This window comes from Achromobacter sp. GD03932 (assembly GCF_029839485.1).
Classification (GTDB): Bacteria; Pseudomonadota; Gammaproteobacteria; order Burkholderiales; family Burkholderiaceae_B; genus Achromobacter; species Achromobacter bronchisepticus_A.
The window spans coordinates 77,752-92,389 of sequence record NZ_JAOCAT010000005.1 but is presented as its reverse complement, the minus strand read 5'-3'; the positions used below and the strand labels follow the sequence as shown (position 1 = coordinate 92,389).

Here is a 14,638-nt window from a genome sequence, read left to right as displayed (position 1 = left end):
TTGGGATGCCTCAGCTCTGGGGGATGCCCGCCTCGCCCTCGATGAGCGATTCGCCGGGTTTTACGATGTCGAAGGAAACCGGAACCATCTCCAGCGCCACCTCGCCGTCCTGCGCGCTCACGCGCGTGTAGCAGCTGGTGTGCAGGTCGCCGGCCTCGGGGAAATCTTCGCGGTAGTGCGCGCCGCGGCTGTTCTCGCGCGCCAGCGCCGAGACCGTGATGACCTTGGAAATATCGACCAGGCTCTCCAGGTTGAGCCAGTCATGCCAGGTCAGGTTGTAGCGGCGGTCGCCGTCCGCCACGCCGATGTCGCGCAAGGCGGCGCGGTGGCCGGCAATGGCATCCAGGCCATGCGCCATGGCCTCTTGGCGGCGCAACACGCCTACGTCGTCCCACATGGTTTGCGAGAGCGCGTCGCGCAGCTCGTGGATGCGGCCCGCGGGCCGGGAAAACGGGAACTCGGCGCGTTCGATGCCGCGCTCGATGACGCGCTGGTCGGGGTCGCGCCACTGGCCGGACTTCGCGACGTAGGCCGCCATCGCATCGCCCGCGATGCCGCCGAACACCGTGGAATTGGCGACGCCGTTGCCGCCCAGGCGGTTGGCGCCATGCACGCCGCCGCAGTCCTCCCCGGCCGCATACAAGCCCGGCGACGCGGTCGAACCGTCCACATTGAATTCGACCCCACCCATCAGGTAGTGGGCCGTCGGCACCACTTCCACCTTGCCGCCTGCCAGGTCGAAGCCGCAATCCTTGCACCGGTTGACCATGCCGGGAAAGGTCTTGGCCACCTTGTCCGGGCCCAGATGGCTCATCTGGATGTAGACCCCGCCCATCGGCCCCGTGCGTCCCGCACGCATCTCGGCGTAGATGCCGCGGCTGACCACATCGCGCGTCGCCCGTTCGCCGCGCTTGTCGTAATTGGCCATGAAACGCTCGCCGTCGCCGTTGAGCAGATAGCCGCCCGCTCCGCGCAGCCCTTCCTCCAGCACCGTTCCGGTCATGCGCGTATCCGGCCCGCCGAGCAGGCCCGTGGGGTGAAACTGCACCATCTCCATGTCCCGCAGCTTCAAGCCATAGCGCAGCGCCATGGCCAGGCCGTCGCAGGTCTTGTCGCCCGAAGGCGTGTGGTAGCGGTACATGGTCGGGCCCGCCCCCGTTGCCAACAGCACGGCCTTGGCCTGAATAAAGCGGTACGCGCCTGTCCGCATATCGATGAACAACACGCCCGCAATGCCCGAGCCGTCGGCGGCGGGAATCAGTTCGATGGCGCGGTGCTCTTCCAGCTCGTCGACATCCAGCGCCCGCACCTGCTCCATGAGCCGGTTGATGATCTCGATACCCGTCAGATCGGCCTTGTGCACGGTGCGGTCGAAGCTCTGGCCGGCAAACGCCTTGGAATGCAAGGTGCCGTCGGGATTGCGGTCGAAGAAGCAGCCGATCTCGTTTTCCAGTTCGCGCACCCGCTCGACCGCGCCTTCGACCAGCCGCCACGCCAGGTCCTGGCGCGGCAGCCATTTGCCGCCCTCGATGGTGTCCATGAAATGGCGTTCCACCGAGTCGCCCGCGGCCAGCGCGACGTTGTAGCCGCCCTGGACCATGCGGGTACAGCCGCACTTGCCCAGCAGCCCCTTCACCGTCACCGTCACGCGCAACGACGGATTCGCCTTCTTCGCGTGCAGCGCCGCGAACAGGCCGGCGCCGCCGGTACCCAGCACAAGAATGTCCGTCTTGATGTTCTCGATCCGCATCTCAGATCACTCCCGCGATGAAAACCAGGCCCGTCGCCATGGAGACCACGAAGCCCCAGCCGATCCAGGCGATGCGCGCGTCCCGCGGCGAGCTCCAGGGCAGCAGCTCCAGCGCGAGCAGGCGCAGCCCGAAGAACATGTGCAAGGTCAGCAGCAGCACCAGCCCCCACTCCCCGACCTTCATGGCCGGCATGTCGGCAAGCTTCAGGAATCCGTCCAGCCGCGCTTCGTCCAGCGCCATCGCCAGCACATAGAAATGCGCCGGCAGGAACAGCGCCAGCGCCAGGCCGGAGATGCGATGCCCCAGGAAGGCCCAGTACGCCTGATGGTTGCGCGCCGATCTCATGACATCAGCCCTCCCACCGCCGCGACGGCGCGCACGCCCAGGATGAACAGCCCCAAGCCGAACGCCAGTCCGACCGCGGACGCCGCGCCGCGGCCCAGCCGCAGCCACTCGATCAGGATGTTGCGCACGCCGATCGGCACGTGGACCGCCACGCTCACGACGAACAAGCCGTAGAAAATGATCCAGAACCAGTTGCCCTGGGTGCGCGAGAGAATCTCGCCCGCGGTCAGGCCGCCGCGCACGGCATAGATGACCAGGCCCACATGCACCAGGACAAAGGGCGCCATCACCATCGCCGTCAGACGCTGGAGCGCGAAAAGACGAGCTTCCATGTCAGCCTCCCTTGAGCAGGCTGAAGATGGCGCTGCGCTTCAATCCCGCAATGCTGCCGGTGGGGCTGAGGCTTACCGGACAGTGCTTCATGCAACTGCCCTGGGTGTGGCAGGAATTGCAGCCGCTGCCGGAGGTGGCCTTGCGCAGCACGTCCTTGGGGTCGGCGTGGCGTTCGTCATTGAACAGCGTCCACGCGCGGTTCAGGGCGGCCGGGCCAAGATAGTCCTTGTCCCAGGACACCACGTCACAGGCCGCGTAGCACACGCCGCAATTGATGCATTCGATGGCCGCGTCTGCCTGCTTGCGCTTCTTGCTTTGCGGCGACACCAGCGCCGGCGGATCGTTGCGCGTGGCCGTGCCGACGAAGGTATTCCCTGCGCGCGCCCACTTCTGGAAGAACTCGCTCATGTCCACGACGAGATCCTTGATCCGCGGCATGTTGCGCATCGGCTCGATCACGATCACGCCGCCTTCCTCGACCCGGCTCACGTGCGTGCGGCAGGTCCAGCGCGGCTTGCCATTGACCGTCATGGCACAGGACCCGCACACGCCGACGCGACAGGCATAGCGGTACGAGAGGCTCGGTTCCTGCGTGCGCTGCACTTCGGTCACCACATCCAGGACCGTCTGGTTCTCCCGCCACGGGACCGAGTAGGTGGAATAGCTTCCGTCTTCGGTTCCCCGAGAGATGCGGACCGTGAGTTGTCGTTGATTCGTGGAGTTCTTCGTATCCATTTTCCGCCCTCGGACGACAGGCTGCGCCCATGAACAGAATTCTGAATCTCGCGTATCGGTGAAGCAATATAGATTTGGTTGATATTTTTTGAAGTTATTTTTTGCCTGCCCAGAGGGGGCGCCGAACGATCCGGCGCCTGCCGCGCCGCCACATCTTCAACGGATGGCGATCACTGGCCGCCTCCAGGCCGCCGCCGGACGGGGATCCGGCCGGGCCGCAGCCCCCCTCAGGCACGTTTTTGAAAATTAGGTATACTTCCGCCTCGCTTGCCGCAACCGCCCCCGGATCGCAACGATCACGGATGGCGCCAGGCAACGAAAATGCGGGAGTAGCTCAGTTGGTAGAGCGCAACCTTGCCAAGGTTGAGGTCGCGAGTTCGAGACTCGTCTCCCGCTCCAAATTTTGATTTCCAGCTTCCTTCACGGAATTCTGAAAATCGTTGAGAAAGGGCCTACGGGCCCTTTTTTCATTGCGGTTTGCGCCGCTTGGAAAATGAGGGAACACGGGCAATGGATACCGCATTGATCCTGCTGGTGCTTGGCGCGGCATGGCAGGTGCTGCGCGTGCGCTACCAGCGCGCCCGCATTGCGCTGCTGGGGCGTCATCTGGGCGGTTTGCAGCTTGAGCGCCACATGGAAACACTGACGCAAGGCTACACACGCGCCATCCGCGAAGACACCGAAACACGCCAGCTACAGGTGCTGGAAACCTTCGCTCAGACCGAACGCGCCGTGGCGGCACAAGTGCAGTCGCTGGCCGACGCCATGCAAAAGGAAAGTCCACAGGCTACCCGCGTGAGCATGCTCTCGTTCTGCGTGCCATACATCGAGCGCTTTCTTCCTGCAATGACACGGGATTTTCGTGAACTGCTGCACATCCATGCAGCCGGCTTGCGCCATGTCGTGGACAACGAGAGCCACTGGGACGCAAGAGAACGCGCATACCACCTCTCGGCAGAGTTGTATCTGCTGCAACACAGTTGCCATTGGTTCTGCAAATCCCGCGCCGTGGCCGATGCACGGCTGATGCTGCGGCATCAGGTCGATCACCGGAAAGTCCTGGATTCAGTGTCTGCTGTTACCCGCTCGGCTTATCTGCGATGGCAAGGGGCCGATAAGCACTAGGACCAACTGCGTCTCGTCCGCTCTGGCCCCGCTCAGCGCGCATTCTTAAGCAAGTCATTGAAAAAGGGGCGAATCTTTCGATTCGCCCCTTTTTCATTTGGCCTGGATTCCAACTCGCACAGGCACAACGGGCGCCGCAATCGCGATGCCTGTTGTGCCTTGCTGCGTCCGATCAGAAGCGCACAGCCAGCTTGAGCACGCCCGACTGCTGGCGGTTGCCGCCACCGAACTGCGCGTCGTACGCAATGCCGGCCGTCGTGTTGCGCGTGATCGCCATCTCGGCGCCCAAGCCCAACACTGCGGCGTCGCGCGCGATCGGCACGCCCGTCACCGAGAACGTGCTGCCGCCTTCGAAGGCCAACTGCTGCTTGGGCTTCACATCGCCCATGGCATGGCGCCAGCCCAGCGACGCCGTCAAACGCCCCGGCGTGCGGTCGGAGCCGAACTCCCAGCCGCCTCGCAGCCCCAGCGTGGTGCTGGTCACGTCATCGGAATTGCTGGACCCGTGCAGGGCCGCCGTGCCGCCCGATTCCTCGAAGCCGCGCGTGCGCAGCTGGTTCCATGCCAGACCGGCAAAGGGTTCGATGGTGTAGGCATCGCCCAGCGGCAGCTTATAGCCGAGTTCGGTGAACACCTGCGTCGACGAGGCGTGGTAGGACGACTCGAGACGCTGGTTCAAGCTGCCGGCCGCCACGTCGCGCTTCGCGTCGATGTCATGCCAGGTGTAGGCTGCGCCGGCCATGAAGCGGATGTGGCCGGGGCCGGCCTGGAAGTTCCGTCCGCCAAACAGGGTCGCCGTATAGCTGTCCACATTGGTGCGCGAAGACGTATCGTCGATCGAGTTGTGGCTGCCGATGTAGCCGACCGCGCCGCCCAGGCGCCAGCCGCCGCCGACCGCGCCATCGCCGCCGACGAAGAGGCCGCCGGACGATTGGCTCAGGCTGGACGCGTCGCCGTCGCCGCCGAACTTGCTCCAGTTACCGAACGCTTGCGCCCACACCGGCGACGCGCCGCTTTGCGGCATGGCGTCGGACGAGGGCGCGCCCAACTGGGCCGTGGGCCGGCCGGCGACCACCGGCGCATCGAGGTTGCCGCGCAGATGGGACAACGGCAGCGTGCGCACGGTGTCGCCCTGGCTCAGCAGCACGCTCGCGGTGCTGGCGTAAGCCTCGCCCGACAGCATCCTCAAGGCCGAACGCGCTTCGTTCGGCGTCATCGCGAGCACGGCCGCCGCCACCTGGCTGGCGCCGGTGTTCTTGCCAGCGGCGATGCCGCTGTCGACCAGGGAGGATCCGCTACCGGTGGACGGCGTTTCATTGCCGGCGGTGGACGAACCGTTGCCATTCGAGGACGAACCGCTGCCCGTCGACGTCGAGCCGTTGCCGTTGCCGTTCGAGGACGAACCATTGCCGGTCGACGTCGAGCCGTTGCCGTTCGAGGAGGAACCGTTGCCCGTCGCGGGCGGCTCTTCCTTGTCCAGCGCGCCGCCCACGTTGCTCTCGTTGCCCGAACCGCCGATGCTGCCGATCGGCACATCGTTGCGCGTCAGGGTCATGTACGCATTCTTCGGGTCGTAGCTGAGCGTCGGCGTCAGGAACGCATAGCTGCTCGAAGCGCCGGTGAACTGGCCCTGGATGCCGCCATCCGCCGTCAGGATGTTGTAGGTCGTGCGCGGCGCGTAATTGCCGTCAGGACCCACGTGCGCCACGGTGCCGTCGAGGTAGGCGACGCCGGTGACGTGGATGCGGTCGCTGAGGTTGCTGGCCGGATCGGCATGCACGCGGTAGATGGTGTTCTGGCCAAAGGTCAGGTTGCCGTTGACGGTGAGCGTGCCCATGGGCGTGCCATCATTGCCGGGCGAGATGACCGCGGTGGGATAGAGGTTGGTGGTGCCCACCTGGCCCACGCCTGCCAGCACCACTTCACGGCCGATGTCCATCGGGCCGTTCAGCTTGCCGTCGATCTCCAGGGCGCCGTCAGCGATCAGGATGGGGCCCGTGAGGCCGCTGCTGTCCGCGGTCAGGATGACCGATCCCGGGCCGGTCTTGACGAAGCCCTGCGTGCCCTGCAAGGGGTTGTCGATGGTGTCGACGAATTGGCCCGAAGCATAGGTGCCGTCGCCGACCACGATCGCGGGGGGATTGCCGCCGCTGCCGACCAGGGTGATGGGAGCGCCTTGCAAGCGGTAGCGATCGGTGGCGAACTGGATGCCCGACACGCGCACCGGACCGGCGCTGCCGTCCACGTTCACCGTGCCGGCCGCGCCCGTGAAGATCGCGTAGCCGCCGTCGGGCAGGGCGCCCGTGGCATTGCTCGGACTGTTCCAGTTGGCGCTGGCCGCGCTCCAGGTGCCGTTGCCGCCGCCCGAGCGGGTCGCGGATGCCGCGCCGTTGCCATTCCACAGGTTGGTGGTGCTCGGCCCCAGGATGAGATTGATCTGCTTGTCGCCGGTCAGGTTCTGGATGGTCGCGGCAGGCGCGGAATCGCCCGAGACCGATCCCAGCGTCAGGCCGTTGCCGCTCAGGCTGCCGCCGTAGGACAGGATCCGGTAGTAGCCGGCGTTGACGCCCAGGGTGTTGACCGTGACGTTCAGCGTGGTGTTGTTGATGGCGGCATTGCCGCGCACGGTGATGTTGTCGCCGGTGCCAGGTTGCGTAATGGGCAGCCCCGCGTAGCCGGTCTCGAAATTGAACACCGAGTTGTTCATCGACAGATTGCCGTTGACGACCAGGTTGCCATTGGAGACGCCAGTAGGCGTGCCGACTTCATAGCCTGGCGCCACGCGCGCGCCGGACACATTGAGATCGCCGTTGATCGAGCCAAAGCCCGCGACGGTGCCGTTCGAGTTCGCATTGACGTTGCCGCCCAACGTAACGCCAGAGCCGCCGCCATTGCCGCCGATCACCAGCGTGCCGCCGTTGACATCCACCCCGCCGGGGAAATTGGCCGAGCCGTCGAACACCTGCGTATTGCCCGACGTAACCGTCAGGTCCGCAGCCGCGACGCCACCGCAGTAGGACGCGCTCAGCGCGAGCGTCGCCGTCAGCCATTTCTTCGTGTCGTGTATCAACGTAAATCCTCCATGTTTTGATTAATGAATTTGATATCCAGGGCATTACCGGATCGCTATAAAAGTATTATTAAGTAACCGGGTAAACCCAATGGCCGAAATAAGTTTTCGCGAAAAAAGGAGGCAATTTATACCCCTTTTCTTTCAATACCAAAAATTAATGAATAGATACCATCTTTATTAATTAATTCAGCAACTTGGATACCATCCAAAACCTGAATAATCGAATATGGATACCATCCATCGGCGAAAAATAATTAAAATGGCCAATATCCGATTTATTTATTTTTTCTTGTTGGATACCATCCAAACCGATACAACTGGCGTTCGATTTCCCGACTTCAAAGCCGTTCGGGAAACAAATTGACATAACCAGCGCGGGAACGAAGCGCGGCACCGGCCCGCTTCCAGAATTTTCTTATCCGTGAAGCCCGGCCCGGCCCCTACCATCGTTTGCATGATGGCCGCCCCCAGCCTCCCCGACGGATACATGCCGGCAACCACCAGATTGCCGATGATCCTGCTGCACCTGCTCGCGATGGCGCTGCTGGCATGCATACTCATCGGCACGATGCTGTTGATGTACTGGTCGTTCAGCGATGAGGTGTCCAGTTACCGCCGCCGCATGAACGCCGCCGCCGACCGGGCGCAGATATTCTTCGACCAGCGCGAAACGCTGCTGCGGGCCGTGGCGGCCTCGTCGGTGCGCAACACCGACCGCACGCCGGCCCAGCACACGCCCAGGACCTTCGGCCAGACCGGACAGATCAACGTGATCCCGCTGACGAACGGAGCGGACGCCTACGAATGGGCGCTGATTCTCACCCGCCGCAACCGGGCGGACGTAGCCGCCGCCAATGCGCGCATCGTCTACACAACGCTGGCAGACTCCGGCGCGACACGTCTGGCGGTGGACGACACGCGGCGGGACGGTCACCAGATTTCCAGGGAAGCGGAAAAATGGCTCTACGACGCGCTGGCGTCGCATCACGCCACGCCTGATCCGGACGACGGACGCGCGCCGGTCGTCTGGATCAGGCCCCTGACGGACGCCACCGATCATCTGTTTCTCTACACGCCTCTGGACACGGCAGGCCGCGAGCAGACCTGGGTAGGGCTCGAAGTCGACGACATCGCTTCCGTCATCACGGCGCAACATGCCAGCGACGGCGCAAGCTATGCGCTTTACGACAGCGACAGCCGGGTCGCCTTGCACGGCGGCCCCTCGCCTTCCGCCACCGGCTCGATGTCGGCGAGATTGACCCGCGACTCCTTCAGCTTCCAAGGCGCCAGCTGGCTTCCCCACAGCCTGGCGCTGAGCAAGGCGGTCGGCGAAGCCGGCTGGCGACTGATCTACTACGTGCCGACGCAGGACGTGCTGAAACATGGCGCATCCGCCTTCTGGGCCGTGGGCACGATCGCGGCCTGCCTGAGCACGGTGGTCCTGCTGGGCGTACGCCACATCAGGGAGACGCTGATTTCGCCCGCGATCCGGCATCAGACCGCGCTCATCGACAGCCTCGCCCTGAACCGGAAGATCATTGACGTCGCGCCGATCGGGCTCAGCCTGGTTCGCCCCGCCGACGGCACCCAGGTCATATCGAACGAGACGGCACGCCATCTGCTGGGCGCGCACGACAGGTGGCGCGAGGACACGCGCAGCGCTGGAGACCAGGCAGGCCGGCATGAGTATCAGCTTGGCGACGGACGCACCGTCTGCCTGACATACGCCGCGACCAGCTACCAATCCGAGAACGTCGTGATATGCGCCATCAGCGATATTTCCGCGCAGAAGGAAATTGAACACACCTTGCGCAGTGCCAAACTGGCTGCCGACCAGGCGAATGACGCCAAAACCCTGTTCTTCGCCACGATCAGCCACGAAATACGCACCCCTCTGTACGGCATCCTGGGCACGCTGGAGCTGCTTGCGCTCACGCCCATGACGAGCCAGCAGCAGCAATACCTTCAAACCGTCCAGCAATCCTCCTCGACCTTGCTGCGCACCATCAACGACACGCTGGACCTGTCCCGCATGGAGGCCGGCCACGAGGACCTGATCCTTTCGGAGTTCTCGCCCGCGGAGATGCTGGAAAGAGTCGTGGCCAACTATGCCGCTCGCGCCCAGGGCAAGGGGCTACAGATTTTTTCCCTATCCGACACCGGTATGCCGGCAATGGTGAAGGGGGATCCGGTCCGGTTGCAGCAGATCCTCAACAATCTGGTGAGCAACTCGGTCAAGTTCACCGAGGCGGGCCGGGTCGTGCTGCGAGGAACCGCGAGCGTCGTCGATCCTGGCAAGGTGACGCTGCGCTTCCAGGTCGCCGATACCGGCGTCGGCATACGCGCGGAATCGCAAGCCCAGCTATTCGAGCCCTACTTTCGAGCGCATTCCGGGCTGGGCCGGGACGCGACCGGCACTGGCCTGGGCCTGGCCATCAGCCGCCGCCTGGTCGACCTGATGGGAGGCAGCCTGACCGTGGTCAGCGAGGTCGGCCTGGGTACCAGCATAACGTTCACCGTCGCGCTCGACGTAACCGAAATGGAACCGGCATCGCCCATAGCGCTACGACGCAGCGCCGTCTACGTCAGCGGCGCCATTCCGGAGGTCGTGGCGAACGCATGCGCGTGGCTGAACAATTGGGGCGCCATCGCCATACCCTATCGCGGGCAGAGCCATGGACAAGATGCCGACAACGCGGTCTTGCTGCAGACCTGGCCGCCCGGACTGACAGAAGCGTCTTGGGCCGGCAGCAGGGTGCGCGTGCTCGCCCCAGGCGCCGACCATGCTTCGATCGCATCGCGCGGCGGCCGCCTCGGCGTCACCAGTCAGGGCAATCCATTCAGTATCGGAACCGCCGTAGGCATGGCCCAACACGGCCGCGAACAAGTCCTGCCGCCCTCTCCCGGCACGCAACGGCCGTCGCTGGGGCTGCGGATCCTGGTGGTCGAGGACAACGCAATCAACCAGATCATCCTGCGCGAGCAACTCGAGTACTTGGGATGCTCAGCCACCATAGCCTCCAACGGCGGCGAAGCGCTGCAACGCTGGGATCCCGACAAGTACGACGCCGTCATCACCGACATCAATATGCCTGTCCTGGATGGCTACGAGCTGGCCAGAGCCCTGCGCAAACTCGGCTACCCGGGAACCATACTCGGCGTGACGGCCTGCGCGGCGCCCGAAACCATAACCAAGGCGCAGGAAGCCGGCATGAATCAGGTGCTGATCAAGCCACTGCCCATCCTGGCCCTGGCCGCAACCTTGCACGCATACGCCGAAGGCTGACGAAAAAATGCTGTCCAAACTCAAAGTACTGGTACTGGATGATCACGCCTACCAATGCGCCTTGCTGAAAGACATGCTCGAGGAAGCAGGCTTCCCGCACGTCGACACGGCGCTCGACGCGCACGACGCCCTGGACCAGATCTGGAGAGAGAAACATCAACTGGTGCTCATGGATGTGGACATGCCCGGCATGGACGGCGCGCAGTTCATTCATGAACTCGCCTGTCGCGGCCTGAATCCGATACTGGCTATCGTCACGGGATGCTCCCGGCGGATGAGCAACAGCATCGGACTCATGGCAAAAGAGCGCGGATTCGCGGTCATGGCAAGCTTCATCAAGCCGGTTTCCACCGAGCAGATCGGCAGCCTGGCGGCAGGCCTGCTGAGAAAGCAAACCGCCCCGGCGCCAGTGCGAGCTCCCGCCGGCGCCGATCAGTCTCGACCTCTGCTCGACCGGCGCATGATCGAGAACGCCCTGCGCGACGGCAGTATCCAGGCCTGGTTTCAGCCGAAGAAATCACTCGTTTCCGGCAACATCGTCGGCGCCGAGGCGCTGGTCCGCTGGCAGCACAAAGAACTGGGCCTGATGCTGCCCTCCTCGTTCCTCGCATCGCTGCGCGCCTACGATCTGGACCACGAACTGCTGCTGCGCATGTTGGACGATGGCCTGAGAGCCTATTCCATCTGGCGCGATCAAGGGCACCGCATTCCCATTTCGGTCAATCTTTCGGCCAGCCTGCTGGATCTTCCGCAGTTGCCCGACGAACTCCATGCCATGGTCTCCGGACTCGGCATACCCGCCTCGGACATAACCTTCGAATTGCTCGAGGACGCGATGCCGACACTCGCCGGGCAGTTCCACATGGGAGCCAGCCGCCTGCGTCTGAAGGGGTTCGGGCTGTCGCAAGATGATTTCGGCAAGGGTTACAGCTCCATGTACAACCTCATCTCCACCCCTTACACCGAGGTGAAGATCGATCGCGCCTTCGTCAACGGCGCCGCGGCCGACGAGTCGCTGGCGGCCGCGCTGGTGGCGTCGATCCAGCTGGGACGGCAACTGGGCCTGCAGGTGACCGCCGAAGGCGTGGAAACGCTGGAAGACCTGGAATTGCTACGACGGATCGGCTGCGATGTCGCACAAGGATTCCTTATTTCCGCAGCCGTCAACGTTGCGACCTTCTGCGAGTTGCTGGCCTACGAACCGAATTCCTATTTCGCCCCGCTGTCTCCGCCCCACTAGGGCATGCCGACATCGCTCCGATACCGGATATGCCGCCGAACAGAATAGCCCGCAGCCTGCGCCACCTGAGCATGGCGTGCCTGCGCGCCATGCCGCCCGTCCTGCTTTGCGTCGCCGCGCTCTACTGCGGGCGCCAACAGATCCAACGGCGCCACGCCGACCTGATGCGGCTGGACTTCGCGACCATCGTGCAGACCAACATCTGGCTGTTCGCCTGCACCTTGCTGTTGCTGGCCGCCGGACTCTATGCCGGCGCGCTGCTCTGGTTCTGGTGCCGCCGCCGCATCATCCTGCCGGCGAGAGCGGCGCGGCAGGCGCTGGCCGAGTGCGAGGCGCTCTGCCGAACGATGCTCGCCACGACGCCTTGCGCGCTATGTGCGCTCTCGCGCGAGAACGGCCGGCTGGTCTTCGGCAACGCCTTGGCGCTGCAATGGTTGGGCGCGGGCGCCGGCCAGGTCTTGCCCGACACACCCGACGCCAGACGCCTCTTGATGCAAGCCCTGCACGCACGGGAGCCCGGCAACATCGAGGCATTCAAAACCCATGACGGCCGCAGGCTGACGGTAGCCTATGCCCCGACTCGATACCGCCGGCAGAATGTAGTGCTGTGCGCCTTCGCCGACATCAGCGCACGCGCCGACATGGAGCGTCTCCTGAAACGCGCAAAGGCTCAGGCAGACAGGCTCTACGAATCCGGGGCGGGCATCCTGTCCGCCATCAACCGCGAAATCCGCACGCCGCTGCATGGGGTATTGGGCACCCTTGAGGTGTTGGGCATGACGGCGCTGAACGAAGAACAGCGCCAACACGTCGACCGCGTCCAGAACGCATCCCTCGCGCTGCAGCAGCTTACGGACGATCTGCTCGACATCGCCCGGATAGAATCAGGCCAGTTCTCCCTGGAAACCGGCGCATTCGATCCCCTCGAGCTGGTCGAAAGCACGGTCGCGGCCCATGCTCCGATAGCAGAACGCAAGGGGTTGATCATCTATGGCTGCCTGGACACCTCGGTACCGAACTGCGTCACCGGCGACGCCGGACGCATCCGGCAGATACTGAACAACCTGCTGAGCAACGCCATCAAGTTCACGGATTCCGGCCACGTCGTCGCCAGGCTGCGCGCGCAGGTCATGCCAGACGCCAGAGTCCGCCTGGACCTGCAGGTTGCCGATAGCGGTACTGGCATCGCCGCAGCCCAGCAGACCAAACTGTTCGAACCCTTCCATCAGGCCGCTGCCGGAACGCAGGCCGCGCGCGGCGCGGGCCTGGGTCTGGGTCTGTTTCTTTGCGCCCGCCTGGCGGCGCTCATGGGAACCCGTATCCAGGTCATCAGCGAACCTGGGCTGGGCAGCAGCTTCTCCATTTCCTTCATGGTGGACCGGGCGGACGCGTTGGCCTATACGCCACCGCTGTTGCAGGGTCTAAGCGTGCTGGTGCGCAGCGCCCGCAAGGAAGCGGGCGAGAGCGTGGCCCAGTGGCTGCGGCAATGGGGGGCCCAGTCCCGAACCGTCCCCGCAGGCATCGTCGCCAACGGCAACGAGGCTGGCATGTTGGTCGACCTGGCCTTGCACAAGAATGCCGAACATGCGCCCTGGAGAGGGCCGCGCATCGTGGCGGGAAGCGCACGCAGCGGCGGCGGCACGGTCCTGGTAGACCGCCATTCCGCGCGCGAGATCGGCTACGCGGTACAACACCTGATGCAAGGCGGAACAGATCGGCCCCCGCATGCCGCGCTGCCTGCCCACCGCCTCCTGAACCTGCGCGTCCTGGTCGTGGAGAGCGATCTCATCAACCAGGCCACGCTGCAGGATCAGCTCGCGCGCCTGGGCTGCCACGCCACGGTCGCCTCGGACGGGGCCGAAGGACTGGCATTGTGGAACATACAGCCCTACGACCTGGTCATGGCGGACGCCGACATGCCCGGCATGAACGGCTACGCGTTCGCCGCGGCCCTGCGCGCCCAGGGCGCGACGGTCCCCATCCTTGCCCTGGTCACAAGCACGCCCCGCGCAGAGGAACAGCGGTGCGCAGCGGCCGACATGAACGGCTGGCTCGCCAAACCGATAGGCCTGCGCACGCTCAGGCAACGGCTCCAGGCATACGCCGCCGCACCTCCCCGCAAGCCCGACCGGCCGGCTGCCCCGCTACAGAGCACCGCCGAACCGCCGCGGCCCGGCAAGCCGGTGGTTCCCGCCAAGTACAAGGCCGTCTTTCTCGAAACCATGGACAAGGATCTGGTTCGGCTGGAAGCCTCGATGAAGAGCGGCGACAACGCCGATATCCGCGCTTTGCTGCATCGTATACGCGGCGGCCTGGCCGCAGTGCACATGGCCCCTCTGCTGGCCCAGGCCGATGATCTTGCCGCCCTGCACCGCAAGGACGGCCTGGGCGGCGCCATGCCCCAGCAGGTGGCCTCCTTTGTCGCGCAGTTGCGAGACAAGATGCTCGAGATCGCGAAAGCGTAAATCAGCGAAGTCAGACTCGCCCCCTTCTTTGAGAGGCCGCGTTCACTCGGCGCGAGGCCATTGGGAACAATTGAGAATATTCCCATGGCCCATGCAGTGGGTGATTTCTAGAATCAACCACTGCAAACGAATGCATGCCATGCGCGCAAGCGCCGTCGCCATCCTGGCCGACAACGCGCAGGCATGCGCTACTACCGAAAATGGAATATCTCCCTTGCGGTGGCTTCGGCTTACGCCCCGCGCGTCAGCCCTCGGCGCTAGTCGGCTATCAACCCGTTTTCTCCG

General features: G+C 64.4%; 9 protein-coding genes and 1 tRNA gene. 5 read left to right on the top strand and 5 right to left on the bottom strand.

Annotation, left to right across the window (positions count from 1 at the left end):
- Nucleotides 1-10 precede the first annotated feature (10 nt).
- The 4 genes from N5C88_RS06520 to N5C88_RS06505 are packed head-to-tail and all read right to left on the bottom strand — an operon-like array spanning nucleotide 11 to nucleotide 3,164.
- Nucleotides 11-1,750: an FAD-binding protein gene (locus N5C88_RS06520; protein ID WP_059373763.1), complete on the bottom strand. Its 1,740-nt coding sequence runs from the start codon at nucleotides 1,748-1,750 to the stop codon at nucleotides 11-13.
- 1 nt (nucleotide 1,751) lies between these two features.
- Nucleotides 1,752-2,096, bottom strand: a complete 345-nt coding sequence (locus N5C88_RS06515) for a succinate dehydrogenase (RefSeq protein ID WP_251877703.1) — start codon at nucleotides 2,094-2,096, stop codon at nucleotides 1,752-1,754.
- Complete coding sequence (locus N5C88_RS06510) at nucleotides 2,093-2,428, bottom strand: succinate dehydrogenase (protein ID WP_280014995.1); 336 nt, start codon at nucleotides 2,426-2,428, stop codon at nucleotides 2,093-2,095. Before N5C88_RS06510 ends, N5C88_RS06515 begins: the two co-directional genes overlap by 4 nt.
- 1 nt (nucleotide 2,429) lies before the next feature.
- Nucleotides 2,430-3,164, bottom strand: a complete 735-nt coding sequence (locus N5C88_RS06505) for a 2Fe-2S iron-sulfur cluster-binding protein (protein ID WP_059373760.1) — start codon at nucleotides 3,162-3,164, stop codon at nucleotides 2,430-2,432.
- A gap of 323 nt (nucleotides 3,165-3,487) precedes the next feature.
- On the opposite strand from N5C88_RS06505, the gene N5C88_RS06500 reads away from it, so the two are divergent.
- Together N5C88_RS06500 and N5C88_RS06495 are read left to right on the top strand one after the other, a co-directional pair.
- Nucleotides 3,488-3,563 (top strand) — tRNA-Gly (locus tag N5C88_RS06500).
- 111 nt (nucleotides 3,564-3,674) lie between these two features.
- A complete protein-coding gene (locus N5C88_RS06495) occupies nucleotides 3,675-4,289 on the top strand; it encodes a hypothetical protein (protein ID WP_280014994.1) in 615 nt (204 codons plus the stop codon).
- Between the two features lie 172 nt (nucleotides 4,290-4,461).
- On the opposite strand, the gene N5C88_RS06490 is transcribed toward N5C88_RS06495, so the two are convergent.
- Entirely contained in the window at nucleotides 4,462-7,359 is a 2,898-nt protein-coding gene (locus N5C88_RS06490; RefSeq protein WP_280014993.1) for an autotransporter outer membrane beta-barrel domain-containing protein, read from the bottom strand.
- Between the two features lie 514 nt (nucleotides 7,360-7,873).
- Here N5C88_RS06490 and N5C88_RS06485 point away from each other — a divergent pair.
- The 3 genes from N5C88_RS06485 to N5C88_RS06475 are packed head-to-tail and all read left to right on the top strand — an operon-like array spanning nucleotide 7,874 to nucleotide 14,353.
- Complete coding sequence (locus tag N5C88_RS06485) at nucleotides 7,874-10,648, top strand: ATP-binding protein (RefSeq protein ID WP_280014992.1); 2,775 nt, start codon at nucleotides 7,874-7,876, stop codon at nucleotides 10,646-10,648.
- A 7-nt stretch (nucleotides 10,649-10,655) separates the two neighbouring features.
- The gene (locus N5C88_RS06480; protein ID WP_280014991.1) at nucleotides 10,656-11,888 is read left to right on the top strand and encodes an EAL domain-containing response regulator; all 1,233 of its coding nucleotides are present in this window, start codon (nucleotides 10,656-10,658) and stop codon (nucleotides 11,886-11,888) included.
- Between the two features lie 29 nt (nucleotides 11,889-11,917).
- Nucleotides 11,918-14,353 carry a hybrid sensor histidine kinase/response regulator gene (locus N5C88_RS06475; RefSeq protein ID WP_280014990.1) on the top strand — a complete coding sequence of 812 codons (2,436 nt, stop codon included), beginning with the start codon at nucleotides 11,918-11,920 and terminating at the stop codon, nucleotides 14,351-14,353.
- Nucleotides 14,354-14,638 lie beyond the last annotated feature (285 nt).